General features: G+C 63.7%; 16 protein-coding genes and 1 tRNA gene. 8 read left to right on the top strand and 9 right to left on the bottom strand.

Annotated elements, in window-relative coordinates; genetic code table 11:
- The first annotated feature begins 76 nt into the window (after window positions 1–76).
- The gene (locus AC0QC4_RS13185; RefSeq protein WP_483660376.1) at window positions 77–952 is read left to right on the top strand and encodes a heme-binding protein; all 876 of its coding nucleotides are present in this window, start codon (window positions 77–79) and stop codon (window positions 950–952) included.
- A gap of 190 nt (window positions 953–1,142) precedes the next feature.
- Here the strand turns inward: AC0QC4_RS13185 and AC0QC4_RS13180 are convergent, their stop codons facing one another.
- On the bottom strand, window positions 1,143–1,613 hold the full coding sequence (locus AC0QC4_RS13180) for an Lrp/AsnC family transcriptional regulator (RefSeq protein ID WP_483660375.1): 471 nt from the start codon (window positions 1,611–1,613) through the stop codon (window positions 1,143–1,145).
- A gap of 2 nt (window positions 1,614–1,615) precedes the next feature.
- On the opposite strand from AC0QC4_RS13180, the gene AC0QC4_RS13175 reads away from it, so the two are divergent.
- The 3 genes from AC0QC4_RS13175 (at window position 1,616) to AC0QC4_RS13165 (ending at window position 4,110) form a co-directional block, all read left to right on the top strand.
- On the top strand, window positions 1,616–2,266 hold the full coding sequence (locus AC0QC4_RS13175) for a LysE family translocator (protein ID WP_483660374.1): 651 nt from the start codon (window positions 1,616–1,618) through the stop codon (window positions 2,264–2,266).
- 45 nt (window positions 2,267–2,311) lie between these two features.
- Entirely contained in the window at window positions 2,312–2,896 is a 585-nt protein-coding gene (locus AC0QC4_RS13170) for an N-acetyltransferase family protein (protein ID WP_483660373.1), read from the top strand.
- Window positions 2,897–2,967: 71 nt separating this feature from the next.
- Window positions 2,968–4,110 carry a hypothetical protein gene (locus tag AC0QC4_RS13165; protein ID WP_483660372.1) on the top strand — a complete coding sequence of 381 codons (1,143 nt, stop codon included), beginning with the start codon at window positions 2,968–2,970 and terminating at the stop codon, window positions 4,108–4,110.
- Between the two features lie 50 nt (window positions 4,111–4,160).
- Here AC0QC4_RS13165 and AC0QC4_RS13160 read toward each other — a convergent pair whose 3' ends face one another.
- The gene (locus AC0QC4_RS13160; protein ID WP_483660371.1) at window positions 4,161–4,367 is read right to left on the bottom strand and encodes a hypothetical protein; all 207 of its coding nucleotides are present in this window, start codon (window positions 4,365–4,367) and stop codon (window positions 4,161–4,163) included.
- 164 nt (window positions 4,368–4,531) lie between these two features.
- Here AC0QC4_RS13160 and AC0QC4_RS13155 point away from each other — a divergent pair, with 164 nt between their 5' ends.
- Together AC0QC4_RS13155 and AC0QC4_RS13150 are read left to right on the top strand one after the other, a co-directional pair.
- Window positions 4,532–5,137 (top strand): trypsin-like serine peptidase, encoded by a 606-nt coding sequence (locus AC0QC4_RS13155; RefSeq protein WP_483660370.1) that lies wholly within the window; start codon window positions 4,532–4,534, stop codon window positions 5,135–5,137.
- Window positions 5,138–5,271: 134 nt separating this feature from the next.
- Window positions 5,272–6,291 (top strand): aldo/keto reductase, encoded by a 1,020-nt coding sequence (locus tag AC0QC4_RS13150; protein ID WP_483660369.1) that lies wholly within the window; start codon window positions 5,272–5,274, stop codon window positions 6,289–6,291.
- Window positions 6,292–6,439: 148 nt separating this feature from the next.
- On the opposite strand, the gene AC0QC4_RS13145 is transcribed toward AC0QC4_RS13150, so the two are convergent.
- Window positions 6,440–6,515: transfer RNA gene (locus AC0QC4_RS13145), tRNA-Ala, on the bottom strand.
- 56 nt (window positions 6,516–6,571) lie between these two features.
- Between AC0QC4_RS13145 and AC0QC4_RS13140 the strand changes: the two genes are divergently transcribed.
- Entirely contained in the window at window positions 6,572–7,120 is a 549-nt protein-coding gene (locus AC0QC4_RS13140) for an MOSC domain-containing protein (RefSeq protein WP_483660368.1), read from the top strand.
- Window positions 7,121–7,132: 12 nt separating this feature from the next.
- On the opposite strand, the gene trxB is transcribed toward AC0QC4_RS13140, so the two are convergent.
- A complete protein-coding gene (trxB, locus tag AC0QC4_RS13135) occupies window positions 7,133–8,098 on the bottom strand; it encodes a thioredoxin-disulfide reductase (RefSeq protein ID WP_483660367.1) in 966 nt (321 codons plus the stop codon).
- 109 nt (window positions 8,099–8,207) lie between these two features.
- On the opposite strand from trxB, the gene AC0QC4_RS13130 reads away from it, so the two are divergent.
- Window positions 8,208–9,407 carry an alpha/beta hydrolase gene (locus tag AC0QC4_RS13130; protein ID WP_483660366.1) on the top strand — a complete coding sequence of 400 codons (1,200 nt, stop codon included), beginning with the start codon at window positions 8,208–8,210 and terminating at the stop codon, window positions 9,405–9,407.
- Between the two features lie 5 nt (window positions 9,408–9,412).
- Here the strand turns inward: AC0QC4_RS13130 and AC0QC4_RS13125 are convergent, their stop codons facing one another.
- The 5 genes from AC0QC4_RS13125 to AC0QC4_RS13105 form a co-directional block, all read right to left on the bottom strand.
- Window positions 9,413–10,150, bottom strand: coding sequence for a proteasome-type protease (locus AC0QC4_RS13125; RefSeq protein ID WP_483660365.1), 738 nt, complete (start codon window positions 10,148–10,150; stop codon window positions 9,413–9,415).
- A gap of 115 nt (window positions 10,151–10,265) precedes the next feature.
- On the bottom strand, window positions 10,266–10,754 hold the full coding sequence (locus AC0QC4_RS13120) for a transglutaminase-like domain-containing protein (protein ID WP_483660364.1): 489 nt from the start codon (window positions 10,752–10,754) through the stop codon (window positions 10,266–10,268).
- Window positions 10,755–10,766: 12 nt separating this feature from the next.
- Window positions 10,767–11,147: a transglutaminase N-terminal domain-containing protein gene (locus tag AC0QC4_RS13115; protein ID WP_483660462.1), complete on the bottom strand. Its 381-nt coding sequence runs from the start codon at window positions 11,145–11,147 to the stop codon at window positions 10,767–10,769.
- A gap of 31 nt (window positions 11,148–11,178) precedes the next feature.
- A complete protein-coding gene (locus AC0QC4_RS13110; RefSeq protein WP_483660363.1) occupies window positions 11,179–12,108 on the bottom strand; it encodes an alpha-E domain-containing protein in 930 nt (309 codons plus the stop codon).
- Between the two features lie 157 nt (window positions 12,109–12,265).
- Window positions 12,266–13,690: a circularly permuted type 2 ATP-grasp protein gene (locus AC0QC4_RS13105; RefSeq protein WP_483660362.1), complete on the bottom strand. Its 1,425-nt coding sequence runs from the start codon at window positions 13,688–13,690 to the stop codon at window positions 12,266–12,268.
- Window positions 13,691–13,776: the final 86 nt, after the last annotated feature.

The raw sequence follows: 13,776 nt of genomic DNA, 5'->3' as shown, positions 1-13,776 counted from the left end.
ACGTGACCAGCGTCACGCGCCGCAAGTGTTGCGGACAGTAAGCGCCTGGCATCGACCATCGTTACAGGGGCAGATCATGGACACCGCAGCCACCACCGCTTCCGCAACCCGGCTTGCCACCACCGGCGAGGTGCAGATCAGCAGCGGCATCGACTATGGCCCGCTCAGCGGGCTGATCGGCACCTGGGTCGGCAACCAGGGGTTCAACATGGTGGCGCTGCCCAACCAGCAGGGCGGGTTCGGCCTGCTCGTCGCGCCTTACACCGAAACACTGACGATCACCGCAGTTCCCGCCACCACCCCGGATCGCGGCCTCAACAGCATCGTCCAGATCCCGACGCTGCAATATGCCACCAGCATTTCCGATTCGCGCGACGGCGCGCTGATGCATGTCGAGGCCGGCTTCTGGGAAACCATGCCGGCGGCAGACAATGGCGGCTTCGACATCTTCCGCCTCGCCACCATCCCGCATGGCGATGCACTGACCGCGATGGGCAATGCGACGATCATCGACGGCCCGCCGACCATCGACGTGTCGCTGAGCGGACAGCCGACCGGCGCGCTGCCGCAGACCAACGGCTATCTCGATGTCTATGGCCCGCCATTCGAATTCGCCAACTACAGCCCGGGCTACCCCAACCATTATCTGGCCTATGTGCTCGATCAGCAGCAGGCAGCCGGCACGCGAATCATCAGCACCACCCAGCTTGCGATCAGCACGCTCAACCAGGGCGGTATCACCAACATCGCGATGGTGCAGGACAATACACCGACCACCCAGTTCGACGCGACCTGGTGGATCGAAACGCTGGTCGACGCCCAGGGCAACCAGACCACGCAGCTGCAATACAGCCAGCGCACGCTGATGAGCTTCCCGATCAGCAGCGACACGCCGGGCCAGACCATCGTCTGGCCGCACATCAACATCAACACGCTGACGCTGCAGGGGTAAGCAGGCGGGTCCGAGCGACATCCGCATTTGCCCCTGTACGGCCCCGACAATCTGCGCTGCGCTCCGCAAGGCACCGAGCCGGTGATATTCCGCAAGCGGGAGGCATAAGGGCATCTTCGCCCGCGAGGGTGCAATGCGCGGGAAGGCTGGGCCGATTGCTCCCCGCCTCAACCGGATGCGCGCAACCCTCTTACGCCCGTTCATCCTTGGGCGAGTGCATCAGCACATAGGTGGTGATTGAATTGACCTCGGGGACAACGCCCAACACTTCGGTGTGGAAATGCTTGTAAGCGGCAAGATCGCTGCATTCGACCCGCAACAGATATTCGATCGCGCCCGTGATGTTGTGGCATTCACGCACCTCCGGCGCGAGCGCCATCGCCGCCTCGAACCCCGCCTGCGCCTCCTTGGTATGGCGGGAGAGACCGACGGTGACATAGGCCATGAAGGTGATGCCGAGCTTGGACGGGTCGATGCGCGCGCGATAGCCGGAAATCACGCCGCTGCGCTCGAGTTCCTGAACCCGGCGCAAGCACGCGGAGGGCGACAGGCCGACACGGTCGGCCAGCTCGATATTGGACAGGCGACCTTCGGCCGAAAGCTGTTGCAATATCATGCGGTCTATGCGGTCCATCACCGCGACATATTGCACTAACGTCACGAATGACAGAGCGATTTGCAACCAATCGCACCGTAAACTGCAATATGCTGCATCGCATGGAACTTGCCTCGCTCGCCGCTCTCTCCAGCTTCGCCCTCGTCTCCTCGATCACGCCGGGGCCGAACAACATGATGTTGATGGCCTCAGGCGCGAACTTCGGCCTTCGGCGCACCGTGCCGCACGCGCTGGGCGTGGGCATCGGCTTCACCCTGATGATCGTGCTGGTCGGAATCGGGCTGATGGGTCTGTTCGATGTCTTTCCCTGGCTCAACAGCGTGCTGAAGATCGTCAGTATCGTCTATCTGCTGTGGCTGGCCTGGAAAATTGCCAACGCCGCGCCCCCGGACAGCGCGAAGCCAGGCACCGCCCGACCGATGGGCTTTGTCCAGGCCATGCTGTTCCAGTGGGTCAATCCCAAGGCATGGTCGATGGCACTGACGGCCATCGCGCTCTATGCGCCCGACCGTAATCTTGGCGCGGTCGTGCTGGTTGCCATTGTCTTCGGCATCGTCAACCTGCCTTCGACCAGCCTGTGGGCGGTGATGGGTCAGGCGCTCAGCGGATGGCTTGCCAGCCCGACACGGCTGCGGCTCTTCAACTGGACCATGGCCCTGCTGCTGGTGGCATCGATGGTCCCATTGCTGATGCCTTGACGCACCGCAGCGGCAACCGCACCTTGGCCCCGACAGGATGGGCGGATGCACGCTGGCACACCGGAAATCGACGCGACGCTGACCGACGGCACACCGGTGTGCCTGCGCCGCATCCGCGCCGACGATGCCGATCGGCTGCGCGGGGGCGTCGCGGAGCTTTCGCCCGAATCGCGCTATCGGCGATTCTTCTCTTTCGCGCACCGCGTGCCCGATGCCGTCATCGCCCGGCTCACCGATGCCGATCCGGATTGCCATATCGGCTGGGGTGCGATCCACGCCGCCGATCCGGCCCAGCCCGCCATTGCCGCCGCGCATGTCGTGCGCGAACCGTGCGGCGACGCAACCGGCGAACTCTCCATCGCGGTGCTCGACGCCTGGCACGGTCGCGGTCTCGCCCGCCTGCTGCTCTCCGCATTGCTGGCAGACAATCGCGCGGCGGGCGTGGAGAATGTCGACATCCTCGTCCTCGGCAGCAACGCTGGCGCGCTCACCCTGTTCAGCCATATCGGCGCGGCGACCGTCGGTCATGAGGATGGCACCGTCCGCCTGCACCTCCCGCTCGACACCGCCCTCACCAATCTCGGCAAGGCCCGCGCCTGCGCGCAGATCGTTGGTCTTTTCGGAATGTGAAAATCATCACGCTCCGTCAACAACGGCCTGTTTTATCGCTTGCAGGCGCACATTGATAGGGGAGAGGGTTTATGTGGTTCCGGCATCTGGCTGTCATGACTTCGGCATTGGCGCTCGTCGCTTCGGTCCCGACGATTGCGGCGCAAGAGGACGACCCCCAGCCGTCGAACGAAGAGAACGATCAAGAGCGAGATATACCAACAGCGTCGGCGGCTTTGGGTGTCTCCCGCCAGGACGGGAAGACAACACTCCAGGATTCCGCCGGGCAGTTCGAGGGTAACCTGTTGGCCTACGCGATGCTCAATCGCGCCGGTGAAACGCTCCGCCTACGCCTCGCAGGCGCGGATATCCCCGAAGGCACCAGGCGCATCATCCTTCTTTCTGGTCGCCAGCGGATCGATCTATCTGCACGCTATCAGGTCGAGCTGGAGTTCGACCGTATCGACAGTCTGTTGCTTCGCTCATCAGCGCTGTGCCAGCGGTTGTTAGAACAGGAAACGGCGGATGCAGACAGCAACCAATCTGGTCTGGTTTCAGGTGCTGCTGCCGACATCATTAAGGCAGCAATTGATTTTGTTTCTCACTCCACCGTCATAGACTCGGTTCAGATTAGCATCAATGACGACGCTATGCGCAATGCGTTGATGTCAATGCGCTTTGCACAAGGCATCGCGTGGGTAAGCCCGAATGAACAATTGGGACCCCACCCGGTTTTAGCTCGATTGCTGGCGATCAGCCACACAGCCGGCAATTTCCCTAACAGTTGCAGCGATGATGCCGAGATTGCGAGCTTGTTGGACGAAGTACGCCGCGCCGTCCATCAGCTGACCAACGCATCGGCTGGCAATCAGGCAGAGGAGGAGGAGGAGAAAGAGGAAGCTGGACAAGCGGAGGAGGAAGGTGCCGCATCAACCGACCAGTCGGGCGCCAATACTGCGCTGCTGACGAGGGCTTTGCAGACCCCACCGCTCAATCTCGACAACAGCTTGGTTATGCGTGTGAACCTCTCCAACATTGGTGGACAAAGTGTGGTCCGAACTAATTTCCTCACACTCATCGGCGCTGAAGCGGCATTTGTTAACAGCGGCTTTGCGGTCGATTACAGCATGGTCGATCCTACCAACGGGCAAATCGTCAGCAGCGGGGTAGTTACCTGCATCAGCCCGACCATTCCCATCCGGCAATTCAGACGACCGGCTGGCGGGTGTGAATAGGGTGGCTAGGCTCTACAATGTCTTGCACGTGGCACTGTTGGCCGCAGCAATCAGCTTCCCTGCCCTGGCGACAGCATCTGCTCCGGCGACAGCATCTGCCCCGGCGACAGTATCTGCCCCGGCGACAACATCTGCCCCGGCGACAGCATCTGGCCCGGCGACAGCATCTGCCCCGGCGACAACATCTGCCCCGACGACAACATCTGCCCCGACGACAACATCTGCCCCGACGACAACATCTGCCCAAGCGACAGCATCTGCCCCGACGATAGCAGAAGCCACGGCTCTGGCCAAAGCCGAGGGTACCGCTCGGTCAACCCTAACGTCGCGTTGGGTCAGACTGAACTATAAACCGAACGACCCGAGTTTCGGAATAGCCGACGCTATAGTCAAAATCATACACGGCGATCCCGGTACCTCCATGACGCGAAACGGAACCGGTATCGTCGTTGCTCCGACACTGGTCCTGACGGTTGCGCACAATGTCCCAGCGTGCAGTGAAGCGGCAAACGTCCGCTTAGCTTCTGCTAGAAGGCTCGGCCAAGCGTCGAGCGCCTCCGGGGTATATAGCCTGGTCCGATCGGTGCGTTGCTTCAGTGAAGGGGCGTTTTCCGACGCCAATGGGCAGACCGATCTAGCTCTGCTGGAACTCAAGCAGCCGATACGCAAATTCAGACCGATCTTCCGCCTCGAAGCGATGGAGGATACATATCGCAGTACGGTTCGCATCATAGGGTTTCGCAAGCAGCATGCCATCGCCAGCGAGCAGTCCGGCCCAATCGCCGAAACCACTATAGACCGCATCTTCTATCCTCATACGACAGAGGATGGTCAAAGCGGTGGCCCAATAATCAGGCCAGATGCAACCGGCTCCGGCGAGTACATCGTCGTTGGCCTACACAAGCGTGGTTTGGATAAAGTTGGGACCGCGCTAGAGATGCAATGGTCGAGTGCCATCCGCTTTACCGCGCCAATACTCAAATGGATATCCCGCGGCATCGCCAATGCTGCCGCCCCTTCTGCTTGAACGCAGTTCGCGTCAGACTTGCTCGTGCCGCCAGAGGCTGCAGCGTCGGCCTCAAGTCTGATATCAAACGATGGTTGCCCGAAATGCGTAACCGAGGCAACGTGTCGACCAACAGCTTCCGGGAGAGACCAGCCATGCAGAACCGTCGCCTCGGCAAGAGCGCCATCACCGTGTCCGCCATCTGCATGGGGACGATGACCTTCGGCAATCAGGCCGATGAAGCGATGGCGCACCGCATCCTCGACATGAGCTATGATGCGGGGATCAACTTCTTCGATACCGCGGAAGGCTATCCGGTGCCGCCGGATGTCAAATATGTCGGCCTGACCGAGGAGATCGTCGGCCGCTGGATGAAGACCAAGCCGCGCGATGCTATCATCATGGCGACCAAAGTGTCCGGCCCCAGCCATGTCTGGTTCAAATCGCCCTGCCGCAACGGCATGACCGCGCTCGACCGCCACAACATCACCACCGCGATCGAGGGCAGCCTGCGCCGCCTGCAGACCGACTATGTCGATCTCTACCAGACCCACTGGCCCGACCATGGCACCGCCTATGAAGAAACGATGGAGGTGCTCGACGAGCTGGTCCGCGCGGGCAAGGTGCGCATCCTCGGCTGCTCGAACGAGACGAGCTGGGGCCTGATGAAATCGCTGGCTGCGTCGGAGAAGCTCGGCACTGCAAGCTATCAGACCATCCAGAATAATTTCAGCATGAACAACCGCCGCTTCGAGGACGAACTGGCGCAGGTCTGCCGCGAAGAAGGCGTCAGCCTCATCCCCTACTCCCCGCTGGGCGGCGGCGTGCTCTCGGGCAAATATCAGGCTGGCGCGCGGCCGGAAGGCGCCCGCTTCTCTGCCTATCTCGCCAACCCCGGCTCGCGCCAGGCGGTCATGGCGCAGCGTTTCGCCGGGGAGCGCGCACTCGCCAGCACCGAGCGTTTCCTCAAGCTGGCAGCCGACGCCGGCCTGCAGCCGATCACCATGGCCACCGCCTGGTCGAAACAGCATGACTTCGTCGCCTCGACCATCGTCGGCGCCACGCACAGCGACCAACTCGACCCGATCTTCGCCGCCGCAGACCTAGACCTGCCCGCCGATCTGATGAAGGCCATCCACAAGGTGACCAAGGAGATCCTTTACCCGATGGGGTGAAGCACCGGCATCGACCGCCGGTCGCCTGTGGATGCTTGCCCGATCCGGGCAAATTCAACCGCCACCGGAAGAGGGCTCTCAAACGCCCACGACCTCAGGCAGCGCACGACCGGCGTGTGAAAGCGGAGCATTGAACGGGAAACGGGAATGGTGGAGCCTAGGGGGATCGAACCCCTGACCTCGTCATTGCGAACGACGCGCTCTCCCAGCTGAGCTAAGGCCCCATCGATGGTGGAGGCGACATACGCATCGACTTCGCGCCTCGCAACGGATTTCTTGCATGCCACAGTCCCGCATCCTTTCGGTCAGCGCTCGCCGTGGGCATCATTTCAGCAAGATGCCGCAGCTGTCGATCCGCCTGCTCGCAGGCTTGGGGGTGGAGGGCGACGGGCATATGGGCGAGCGGGTCAAGCATCGCTCGCGGGCGCGGTTCGACCCCAGCCTGCCCAATCTCAGGCAGGTGCATCTCATCGACAGCGGCTATGTCGCGCTGATGGCGGCGCGCGGCTTTACTCTCGCGCCCGGCGACATCGGCGAGAATATCCTGGTCGACGGCATCGACCTCATCGCGCTGCCGCAGGATACGCGGCTGCATCTGGGCAGCGATGGCGCGGTGGTGCGCACCACCGGTCTGCGCAACCCCTGCATCCAGATGGACCGCTTCATGCCCGGGCTGATGGCAGCCAGTCTCGACCGCGATGCCGACGGCAACCTCAATCGCCTGACCGGCGTGATGGGCGTGGTCGTCGATGGCGGCGAAGTGGTGCCGGGGGATGATGTGCGCGTGGAGTTGCCAGCCGGCCCGCACCTGCCGCTCAGGCCGGTCTGACCGCCTCTGCCGTCACCAGGTGGCGGCACCGGCAAAGCTGTGGTGCGCCAGGAAACGCTCGGCATCGAGCGCGGCCATGCAGCCCATGCCCGCCGCCGTCACCGCCTGACGATAGACTTTGTCCGCCACGTCGCCCGCGGCGAACACGCCGGGGATCGCGGTCTTGGGCGTGCCCTGCTCGACGATCAGATAGCCCTCGCCATCCATCGCCAGCTTGCCCTGGAAAATCTCCGTCGACGGCTTGTGGCCGATGGCGACAAACGCCCCGTCGGTGGCAATGTGGCTCTTCTCGCCGGTCACCGTGTCGGTCAGATCGACACCGACCAGCCCGGCCACCCCCTCGCCGCCGACGAACCGGTCGACCGCCTTGTTCCACAGCACCGAAATCTTGGGATTGGCCAGCAACCGGTCCTGCAAAATCTTCTCGGCACGCAGCGAATCGCGCCGGTGGATCAGCGTCACATCGTTGCTGTGGTTGGTGAGGTAGAGCGCTTCTTCGACCGCGGTGTTGCCGCCGCCGATCACCACCACCTTCTTGCCGCGATAGAAGAAGCCGTCGCAGGTCGCACAAGCCGAAACGCCCTTGCCGCCCAGCTCCTGTTCGCCCGGCACGCCCAGCCATTTGGCCTGTGCACCGGTGGCGATCACCAGCGTATCGGCGACATAGACATCGCCGCCGTCGCCGACTGCGCGGAACGGCCGCTGCGTCAGGTCGATATCGACGATCTGGTCCCAGATCATCCGCGTACCGACATGTTCGGCCTGCGCCTGCATCTCTTCCATCAGCCACGGGCCCTGCACCACATCGCGAAAGCCGGGGTAATTCTCGACATCGGTGGTGATGGTCAACTGCCCGCCCGGCTGCATGCCCTGCACCACAATCGGCTGCATCCCCGCGCGCGCGGCATAGATGGCGGCAGTGAGGCCGGCCGGGCCGGAGCCAATGATGAGCATGCGGGTTTCATGGGTGGTGGGCATGGTGGTCTTTCGATGGAAAAGCGGTGCATATTCGCAATGGTCGGGCAGCGCTATCTGATGATGTTGGCCGCTCAAGGCAAGCAGCGTCGATAGGCAATTCGAGTTCCACGTGACTAAAATCACGCATTGCGAAAGAGAGTCCTGCCAGGATTCAAGCGACAAGGAGGTTGAACGCTTGGGCATGATGGCAAGGCTGACGGCGGTTGTAGCGCTGATGCTGCTTGGCGGCTGTTACAGCCACAATTTTCCCGTCGCGCGCTCCTTCCCGCTCGGCACTGTCGAGGCACCATTGCCTAGCTATGTCCGTCAGGTATCAGTTGACGCCAATGGCACCTTCTATCCGGACGGTTGGCCAGAATTCGGATTACCCCGCTCGCCTTGGCCACAGCACAGCCTGCTAAACCAGCTACAACGCGATCCAAGAGCGATAGACATGCTCTCCCGCGAGGAAGAACGACAGCTCGGCGAACTCGAGGAGTTTGCCCATGGCAAGCGTCGCGTGTTCATCCTCGTCCACGGGTTCAACGCCACGCCGGCAGAGAGCGAGCGCCCTTTCGAACAGGTCGAGACATTAATCCGCCCCGGGGTCGACGACGCAGTGATACGGTTTCATTGGGATGGTCTGCGTGGCAGCGGCATCGGCGCGGGCAGAATCTGGTTCAATGCCGTTGGCTACAGCCAACTGGCCGGAACACGCGGATTGCGGCGTATCCTTGCCAGATTGCACGGCCAGCAGGTCTATTTGATCGCGCACAGCCGCGGCGCTTCAGTTGTGCTGAGTGCGCTGAGCAATCCGCCCTTTGATCCCGCTTTTGAAACCGCCACGCGCCAGGTGGTAGAAGGGTGGGGATGGCGTCCGGACCGTGTCGACGCATTTTTGGCTCCCGATCCTTTGCCCGATAACGGAAACAGCTATCATCTGCTATTTGCTGCTCCGGCGATCGACATCGTCGATTTCTGTGCGCCTGCGGTTAGGCCCACAATCGACAACGAGCAGTGTCACGAGTACCGTACCTTTGGTCCTTCGGTCCAATCGTTGCGCTTCACCGTCAACCGGCGCGATCCTGTTTTGAACAAATTTGTGGGATTGGGTGCTTACTTCAATCCGACACGGTTGGGCTTGCGGATGGAAATTGCGGAGCGCTTAGCTTCCATATACCCTTGGATGTGCGCGTACGAATTCACCCAGCCGATGCGCGCGCATGGCTTTTCGAGCTATGTCCAGCATGAACGCTTTCGGCGCCAGCTGGCCGACGCCGGGCTAATCGCCGGTGAGGCACCACAACCCTGCTCCAATCCGCCAGGCTGAGCGCTCTACCCCGCAAAATCCGGCAGTTCGTCGAACGCATGCTTCAGCGCCGCGCCCCATGCGCCCGAGACCTGGGTGAATTGGGCGTCGCCCTGTTCGATGCGCCGCCGTTGGTCGAAACGATACTGGTTCTTGCGGATGACCGCGAGATCGAGCGGCATGCCGACGGAGAGGTTCGAGCGCAGCGTCGAATCCATCGAAACGATCGCCGCCTTCAGCGCGTCCTTGAGCGGCGTCTGCGGGTCGATGACGCGGTCGAGGATCGGCTTGCCATATTTATGCTCGCCGATCTGCAGGAACGGCGTGTCGCGGGTCGCCTCGATGAAATTGCCCGCGGCGTAGATCAGGAAGATGCGCGGTCGCCCGCCCTTGCGCTGGCCGGCGAGGATGCACGACGCCCCGGCCGCGACGCCCTGCGCCTTGATCGATTCGCCGTGGGTGACGGCCATGTAGCGCATCGCCTCCCCCACCAGCTCGGCCGATCGATAGAGCGACGGCGCGTTCATGATGGTTTCGATGTCATCGCCAAGCACGCTGCGGTCCAGCGCGGTCTGCAGCTTGGTCAGCACGCCCTGGGTGATCGACAGATTGCCCGACGTCATCAGGCTCAGCGCGCGTTCGCCGGGCTCTTCCCAGGTGAACATCTTGCGAAAGCGGCTGATATTGTCGACGCCCGCATTGGTGCGCGTGTCGGCGAGCATGATCAGCCCTTCCTCGACATTGATCGCGACGCAATAGGTCATCCTGTCTGCCCCTCCCGGTGGTGAGAAACCGCCATACTCCAATTCACCGACCCCCTCGAGCCCGTTTGCAGTGCCCCCTGCCCGCACGCCGGTGCGGGACGGGCGCCTGGCCGGGTCATTGTTGTTGCTGTTGTTGCTGCTGCTCCAGCTGGTGCGATCTCAACTGTGCCTCGAGTGCCGTCTCCGCCGCGCCCGCGCCCAGCGACGGGGCGATGCGGACATCGGCATGGACGCCCAGTGCACCGCCACCGACGGCATGGCCGCGGATCGGTGCCGCGTCGAAGGCGTCGAGGCCGGTCGACAGGCGGACGTAGCGCTGGGTAGCGCAGATCATCGACGTCGGGTCGAACGCCACCCAGCCCAGCCCCTCTACCCAGGCTTCCGCCCAGGCGTGGGTTTCATGCAGCAGGCCCTCCGCCCCGTCCCCCGTCAGCAGATAGCCGCAGACGTAGCGCGCCGGGATGCCATGCGCGCGGCAGGCGGCAATGAAGACATGGCTATGGTCCTGACAGACGCCGCTGCCCGCCTTCAGCGCCTCGATCGCCGTGGTCTCGATGGTGGTCGATCCCGAAACATAGGGCAGGCGGCGATGGATCACCTGCATCAGTTCGTGCAGTCAGGGAATCGGCGAATCGGCCGCAGGCGGCGCAGGCATCAACGCCGCAATCGCCTTGTCCGCGCGGGTGCGGTCCGTGGCGCGCAGGAAGATCGCCGGATTGGGACGCACGGTCAGTCCGGTGACGAGGCCAGCCCTGTCCTCCGCTTCGATGATGCCCATCGCCTCGATCACGATGTCGCCAGGGCTGGCCGCAGCAGACCACAGCGCCATGCGATCGCCATGCCCGGTGCGCGCGCCCGGCTTGACGCCCTGCCCGTTGACGCTGACCTGCCACTTGCGCACCACCTGCCCGGCGTGCGGTTCCGGCCACAGGCGCAGCAGCAGCAGCAGGCGCGCCGCGCCTTGCGGGAAATGATAGCTGGTCCGGTGCGAGACCAGCAGCCGCAGGCGGGCAGGAGACGGAGCGGCGTTAGAAATAGTAGGCCTCCCCTATCTCCTGGCTGACCCGGTCGAGTTCGGCCAGCGACTCCAGCACGAATTCGTGCAGGCCATATTGGAAGATATCGCCCTCGCCCATCCGCGCCAGCCGGTCGTCGAACAGTTCGACCGACCTGTGGCAGGCCATCTCGCGGTCATGCTCGCGGGCCAGCCGCCCCAGATGGTAGCGCAACTGCCCGACGCTGAATGCCAGACTGCGCGGAAAGACGCGGTTGGTCAGCAGGAAGTCGGCGATGTGCCAGGGCCGCACATTGTCACGATAGACATGATAATAGGCGCGCAGGCCGGACAGCGTCTGCAACAGCGCGTTCCAGCGATAATGGTCGCGGTGTCCGCCCACCCCATCGCCTTCGGGCAACAGCAGGTGGTAGTTGACGTCGAGCAGCCTCAGCGTGATCCCGGCCCGCTCGACCGCGCCGCCGATGCGCAGGAAATCATGCCCTTCGTTGCGCAGCATCGATGTCGAGACAGCCCCGCGGAACCGCGCGACATAGCCGCGCACCCAGTCGATCAGCGTCGGCAGCTCGCGCACCGCGCGGTCGACCGGCATTCGCTCGAGCCGGCGCCAGCCCTCGTTGAGCGCCTCCCACATCTCCAGCGTCAGCGCCGTGCGCACCGCCTTGCCATTGGCGCGCGCGCGATCGAGGCTGGCGCGGATCGAGGACGGATTGTCGGGGTCGAGCAGCAGCACGGCCACGGCGTCGCTCTCGGTTACCTCGCTGTGCGGCTCGACGAACCCCTCGGAACCCGCCACCCGCAACACCGAACGCCAGTCATCGCCCGACACGCCATCGGGCAGCATGGCGAGCCGGCGGCCAAGCATCAGCAACCGCCCGGTCGCGTCCGCACGCTCGGCATAGCGCGCCAGCCAGTAGAGCGATTCGGCAGTACGGCTCAGCACGCCGCGGTCCTCCCCGGAACGGGGAGGGGGACCATCCGAAGGATGGTGGATGGGCCGGTGCGGCAAAACGCAACGAACCGGGTTGGCGCGCCTGCCCCTTCACCAGCTTCGCTGGCCTCACTCCCCGTTTCGGGCAGGACCGCTTCGCTCACCCCCGTCATCCTTCCAGCACCCAACTGTCCTTCACGCCGCCGCCCTGGCTGGAGTTGACCACCAGCGATCCCGGCGTCAGCGCCACGCGGGTGAGACCGCCGGGCACCAGCCGCACTTCCTTGCCGACCAGGCAATAGGGGCGGAAATCGACGTGGCGCCCGGCCAGTTCGACGTCGGTCACGCCCTCGCCGCCCAGCGTCGGCGCGGTGGACAGCGCCAGCGTCGGCTGCGCGATGAAGTCGGCCGGATTGGCCTTGATGCGCCGGGCATAGGCGTCGATCTCGTCCTTCGTCGCCTTGGGGCCGATCAGCATGCCATAACCGCCCGATCCATGGACCTCCTTGGCGACCAGCTCGTGCAGATGATCGAGCACATAGGCGCGCTCATCGGGCAGCGCGCAGCGCCACGTCTGCACATTGGGCAGGATCGCCTCCTCGCCCAGGTAGAATTTGATCATCTGCGGCACGAACACGTAAATCGCCTTGTCGTCGGCGATGCCCGCGCCCGGTGCCGAAACGATGGTCACCTGCCCGGCGCGATAGGCGTGGAACAGCCCCGGCACGCCCAGCAGCGAATCGGGCCGGAAGGCCAGCGGATCGAGATAATCGTCGTCGACCCGGCGGTAGATGACATCGACCCGGCGCGGCCCCGCCGTGGTCTTCATCCACACGCCCTCGGCATCGACGAACAGATCCGCCGATTCGACCAGCTCGACACCCATCAGGTCGGCCAGATAGCTATGCTCGTAATAGGCCGAATTGAACGGCCCGGGCGTCAGCACCACCGCCATCGGCTCGCCCTTGGCGGCGGGCGGCGCGACCTCGCGCAGCGTATCGAACAGCATCTGCGGATAGGTCTCGACCGGGCGCACCATCCCGCCGGTGAACAGGCGCGGGAACATGCGCTGCATGATCGCCCGGTTCTCCAGCATGTAGGAAACGCCCGACGGCGTGCGGCAATTATCCTCCAGCACCGCGAATTCCCGCTCGCCGGTGCGGACGATGTCGATGCCGACGATGTGGCTGTACACCCCGCCCGGCGGATCGAACCCCAGCATCTGCGGCACGAAGGCAGCGTTGCCATAGACCAGCTCGGCGGGGACGATGCCGGCGCGGATGATTTCGCCGCGGTGGTAGACGTCGTGCAGAAAGGCGTTCAACGCCCGCGCCCGCTGGCGAATGCCGCGATCGAGCACGGCCCATTCGGGCGCTGAAAACACCCGCGGAATCAGATCGAACGGGATCAGCCGCTCTGGATCGCCACCCTCGCCATAGACCGCAAAGGTAATGCCGATGCGGCGGAAGATGGCCTCGGCCTCTTCCCGCCGCTGCGCCAGCGCGTCGAGCCCGTTGGCCTCGATCCAGCGGCCGACCTCGGCATAGGCGGCGCGGATCGTCCCGTCGGTATCGCGATATTCGTCGAAGGCCATGCCCGCTCCCGCTGCTCAGGCGGGTTATGGCAAGGGTTTTTGCTGCAGTGCAAGGGGAGCGTAACAAAAAGGCCACCGACGTGGCG

The organism is Sphingomonas sp. jy18 (assembly GCF_056931895.1).
This window is presented reverse-complemented; position numbering and strand designations above follow the sequence as displayed.

What these genes read in the sequence shown, in the direction of transcription:
- AC0QC4_RS13160 (WP_483660371.1), bottom strand. Translation starts at nt 4,367, where the DNA reads ATGCTGTCGCTTGGGCAGATGTTGTCGTCGGGGCAGATGTTGTCGTCG.
- trxB (WP_483660367.1), bottom strand. Translation starts at nt 8,098, where the DNA reads ATGCCCACCACCCATGAAACCCGCATGCTCATCATTGGCTCCGGCCCG.
- AC0QC4_RS13120 (WP_483660364.1), bottom strand. Translation starts at nt 10,754, where the DNA reads ATGCAGGTGATCCATCGCCGCCTGCCCTATGTTTCGGGATCGACCACC.
- AC0QC4_RS13140 (WP_483660368.1), top strand. Translation starts at nt 6,572, where the DNA reads ATGCCACAGTCCCGCATCCTTTCGGTCAGCGCTCGCCGTGGGCATCAT.
- AC0QC4_RS13175 (WP_483660374.1), top strand. Translation starts at nt 1,616, where the DNA reads ATGACAGAGCGATTTGCAACCAATCGCACCGTAAACTGCAATATGCTG.
- AC0QC4_RS13105 (WP_483660362.1), bottom strand. Translation starts at nt 13,690, where the DNA reads ATGGCCTTCGACGAATATCGCGATACCGACGGGACGATCCGCGCCGCC.
- AC0QC4_RS13125 (WP_483660365.1), bottom strand. Translation starts at nt 10,150, where the DNA reads ATGACCTATTGCGTCGCGATCAATGTCGAGGAAGGGCTGATCATGCTC.
- AC0QC4_RS13185 (WP_483660376.1), top strand. Translation starts at nt 77, where the DNA reads ATGGACACCGCAGCCACCACCGCTTCCGCAACCCGGCTTGCCACCACC.
- AC0QC4_RS13155 (WP_483660370.1), top strand. Translation starts at nt 4,532, where the DNA reads ATGACGCGAAACGGAACCGGTATCGTCGTTGCTCCGACACTGGTCCTG.
- AC0QC4_RS13165 (WP_483660372.1), top strand. Translation starts at nt 2,968, where the DNA reads ATGTGGTTCCGGCATCTGGCTGTCATGACTTCGGCATTGGCGCTCGTC.
- AC0QC4_RS13150 (WP_483660369.1), top strand. Translation starts at nt 5,272, where the DNA reads ATGCAGAACCGTCGCCTCGGCAAGAGCGCCATCACCGTGTCCGCCATC.
- AC0QC4_RS13170 (WP_483660373.1), top strand. Translation starts at nt 2,312, where the DNA reads ATGCACGCTGGCACACCGGAAATCGACGCGACGCTGACCGACGGCACA.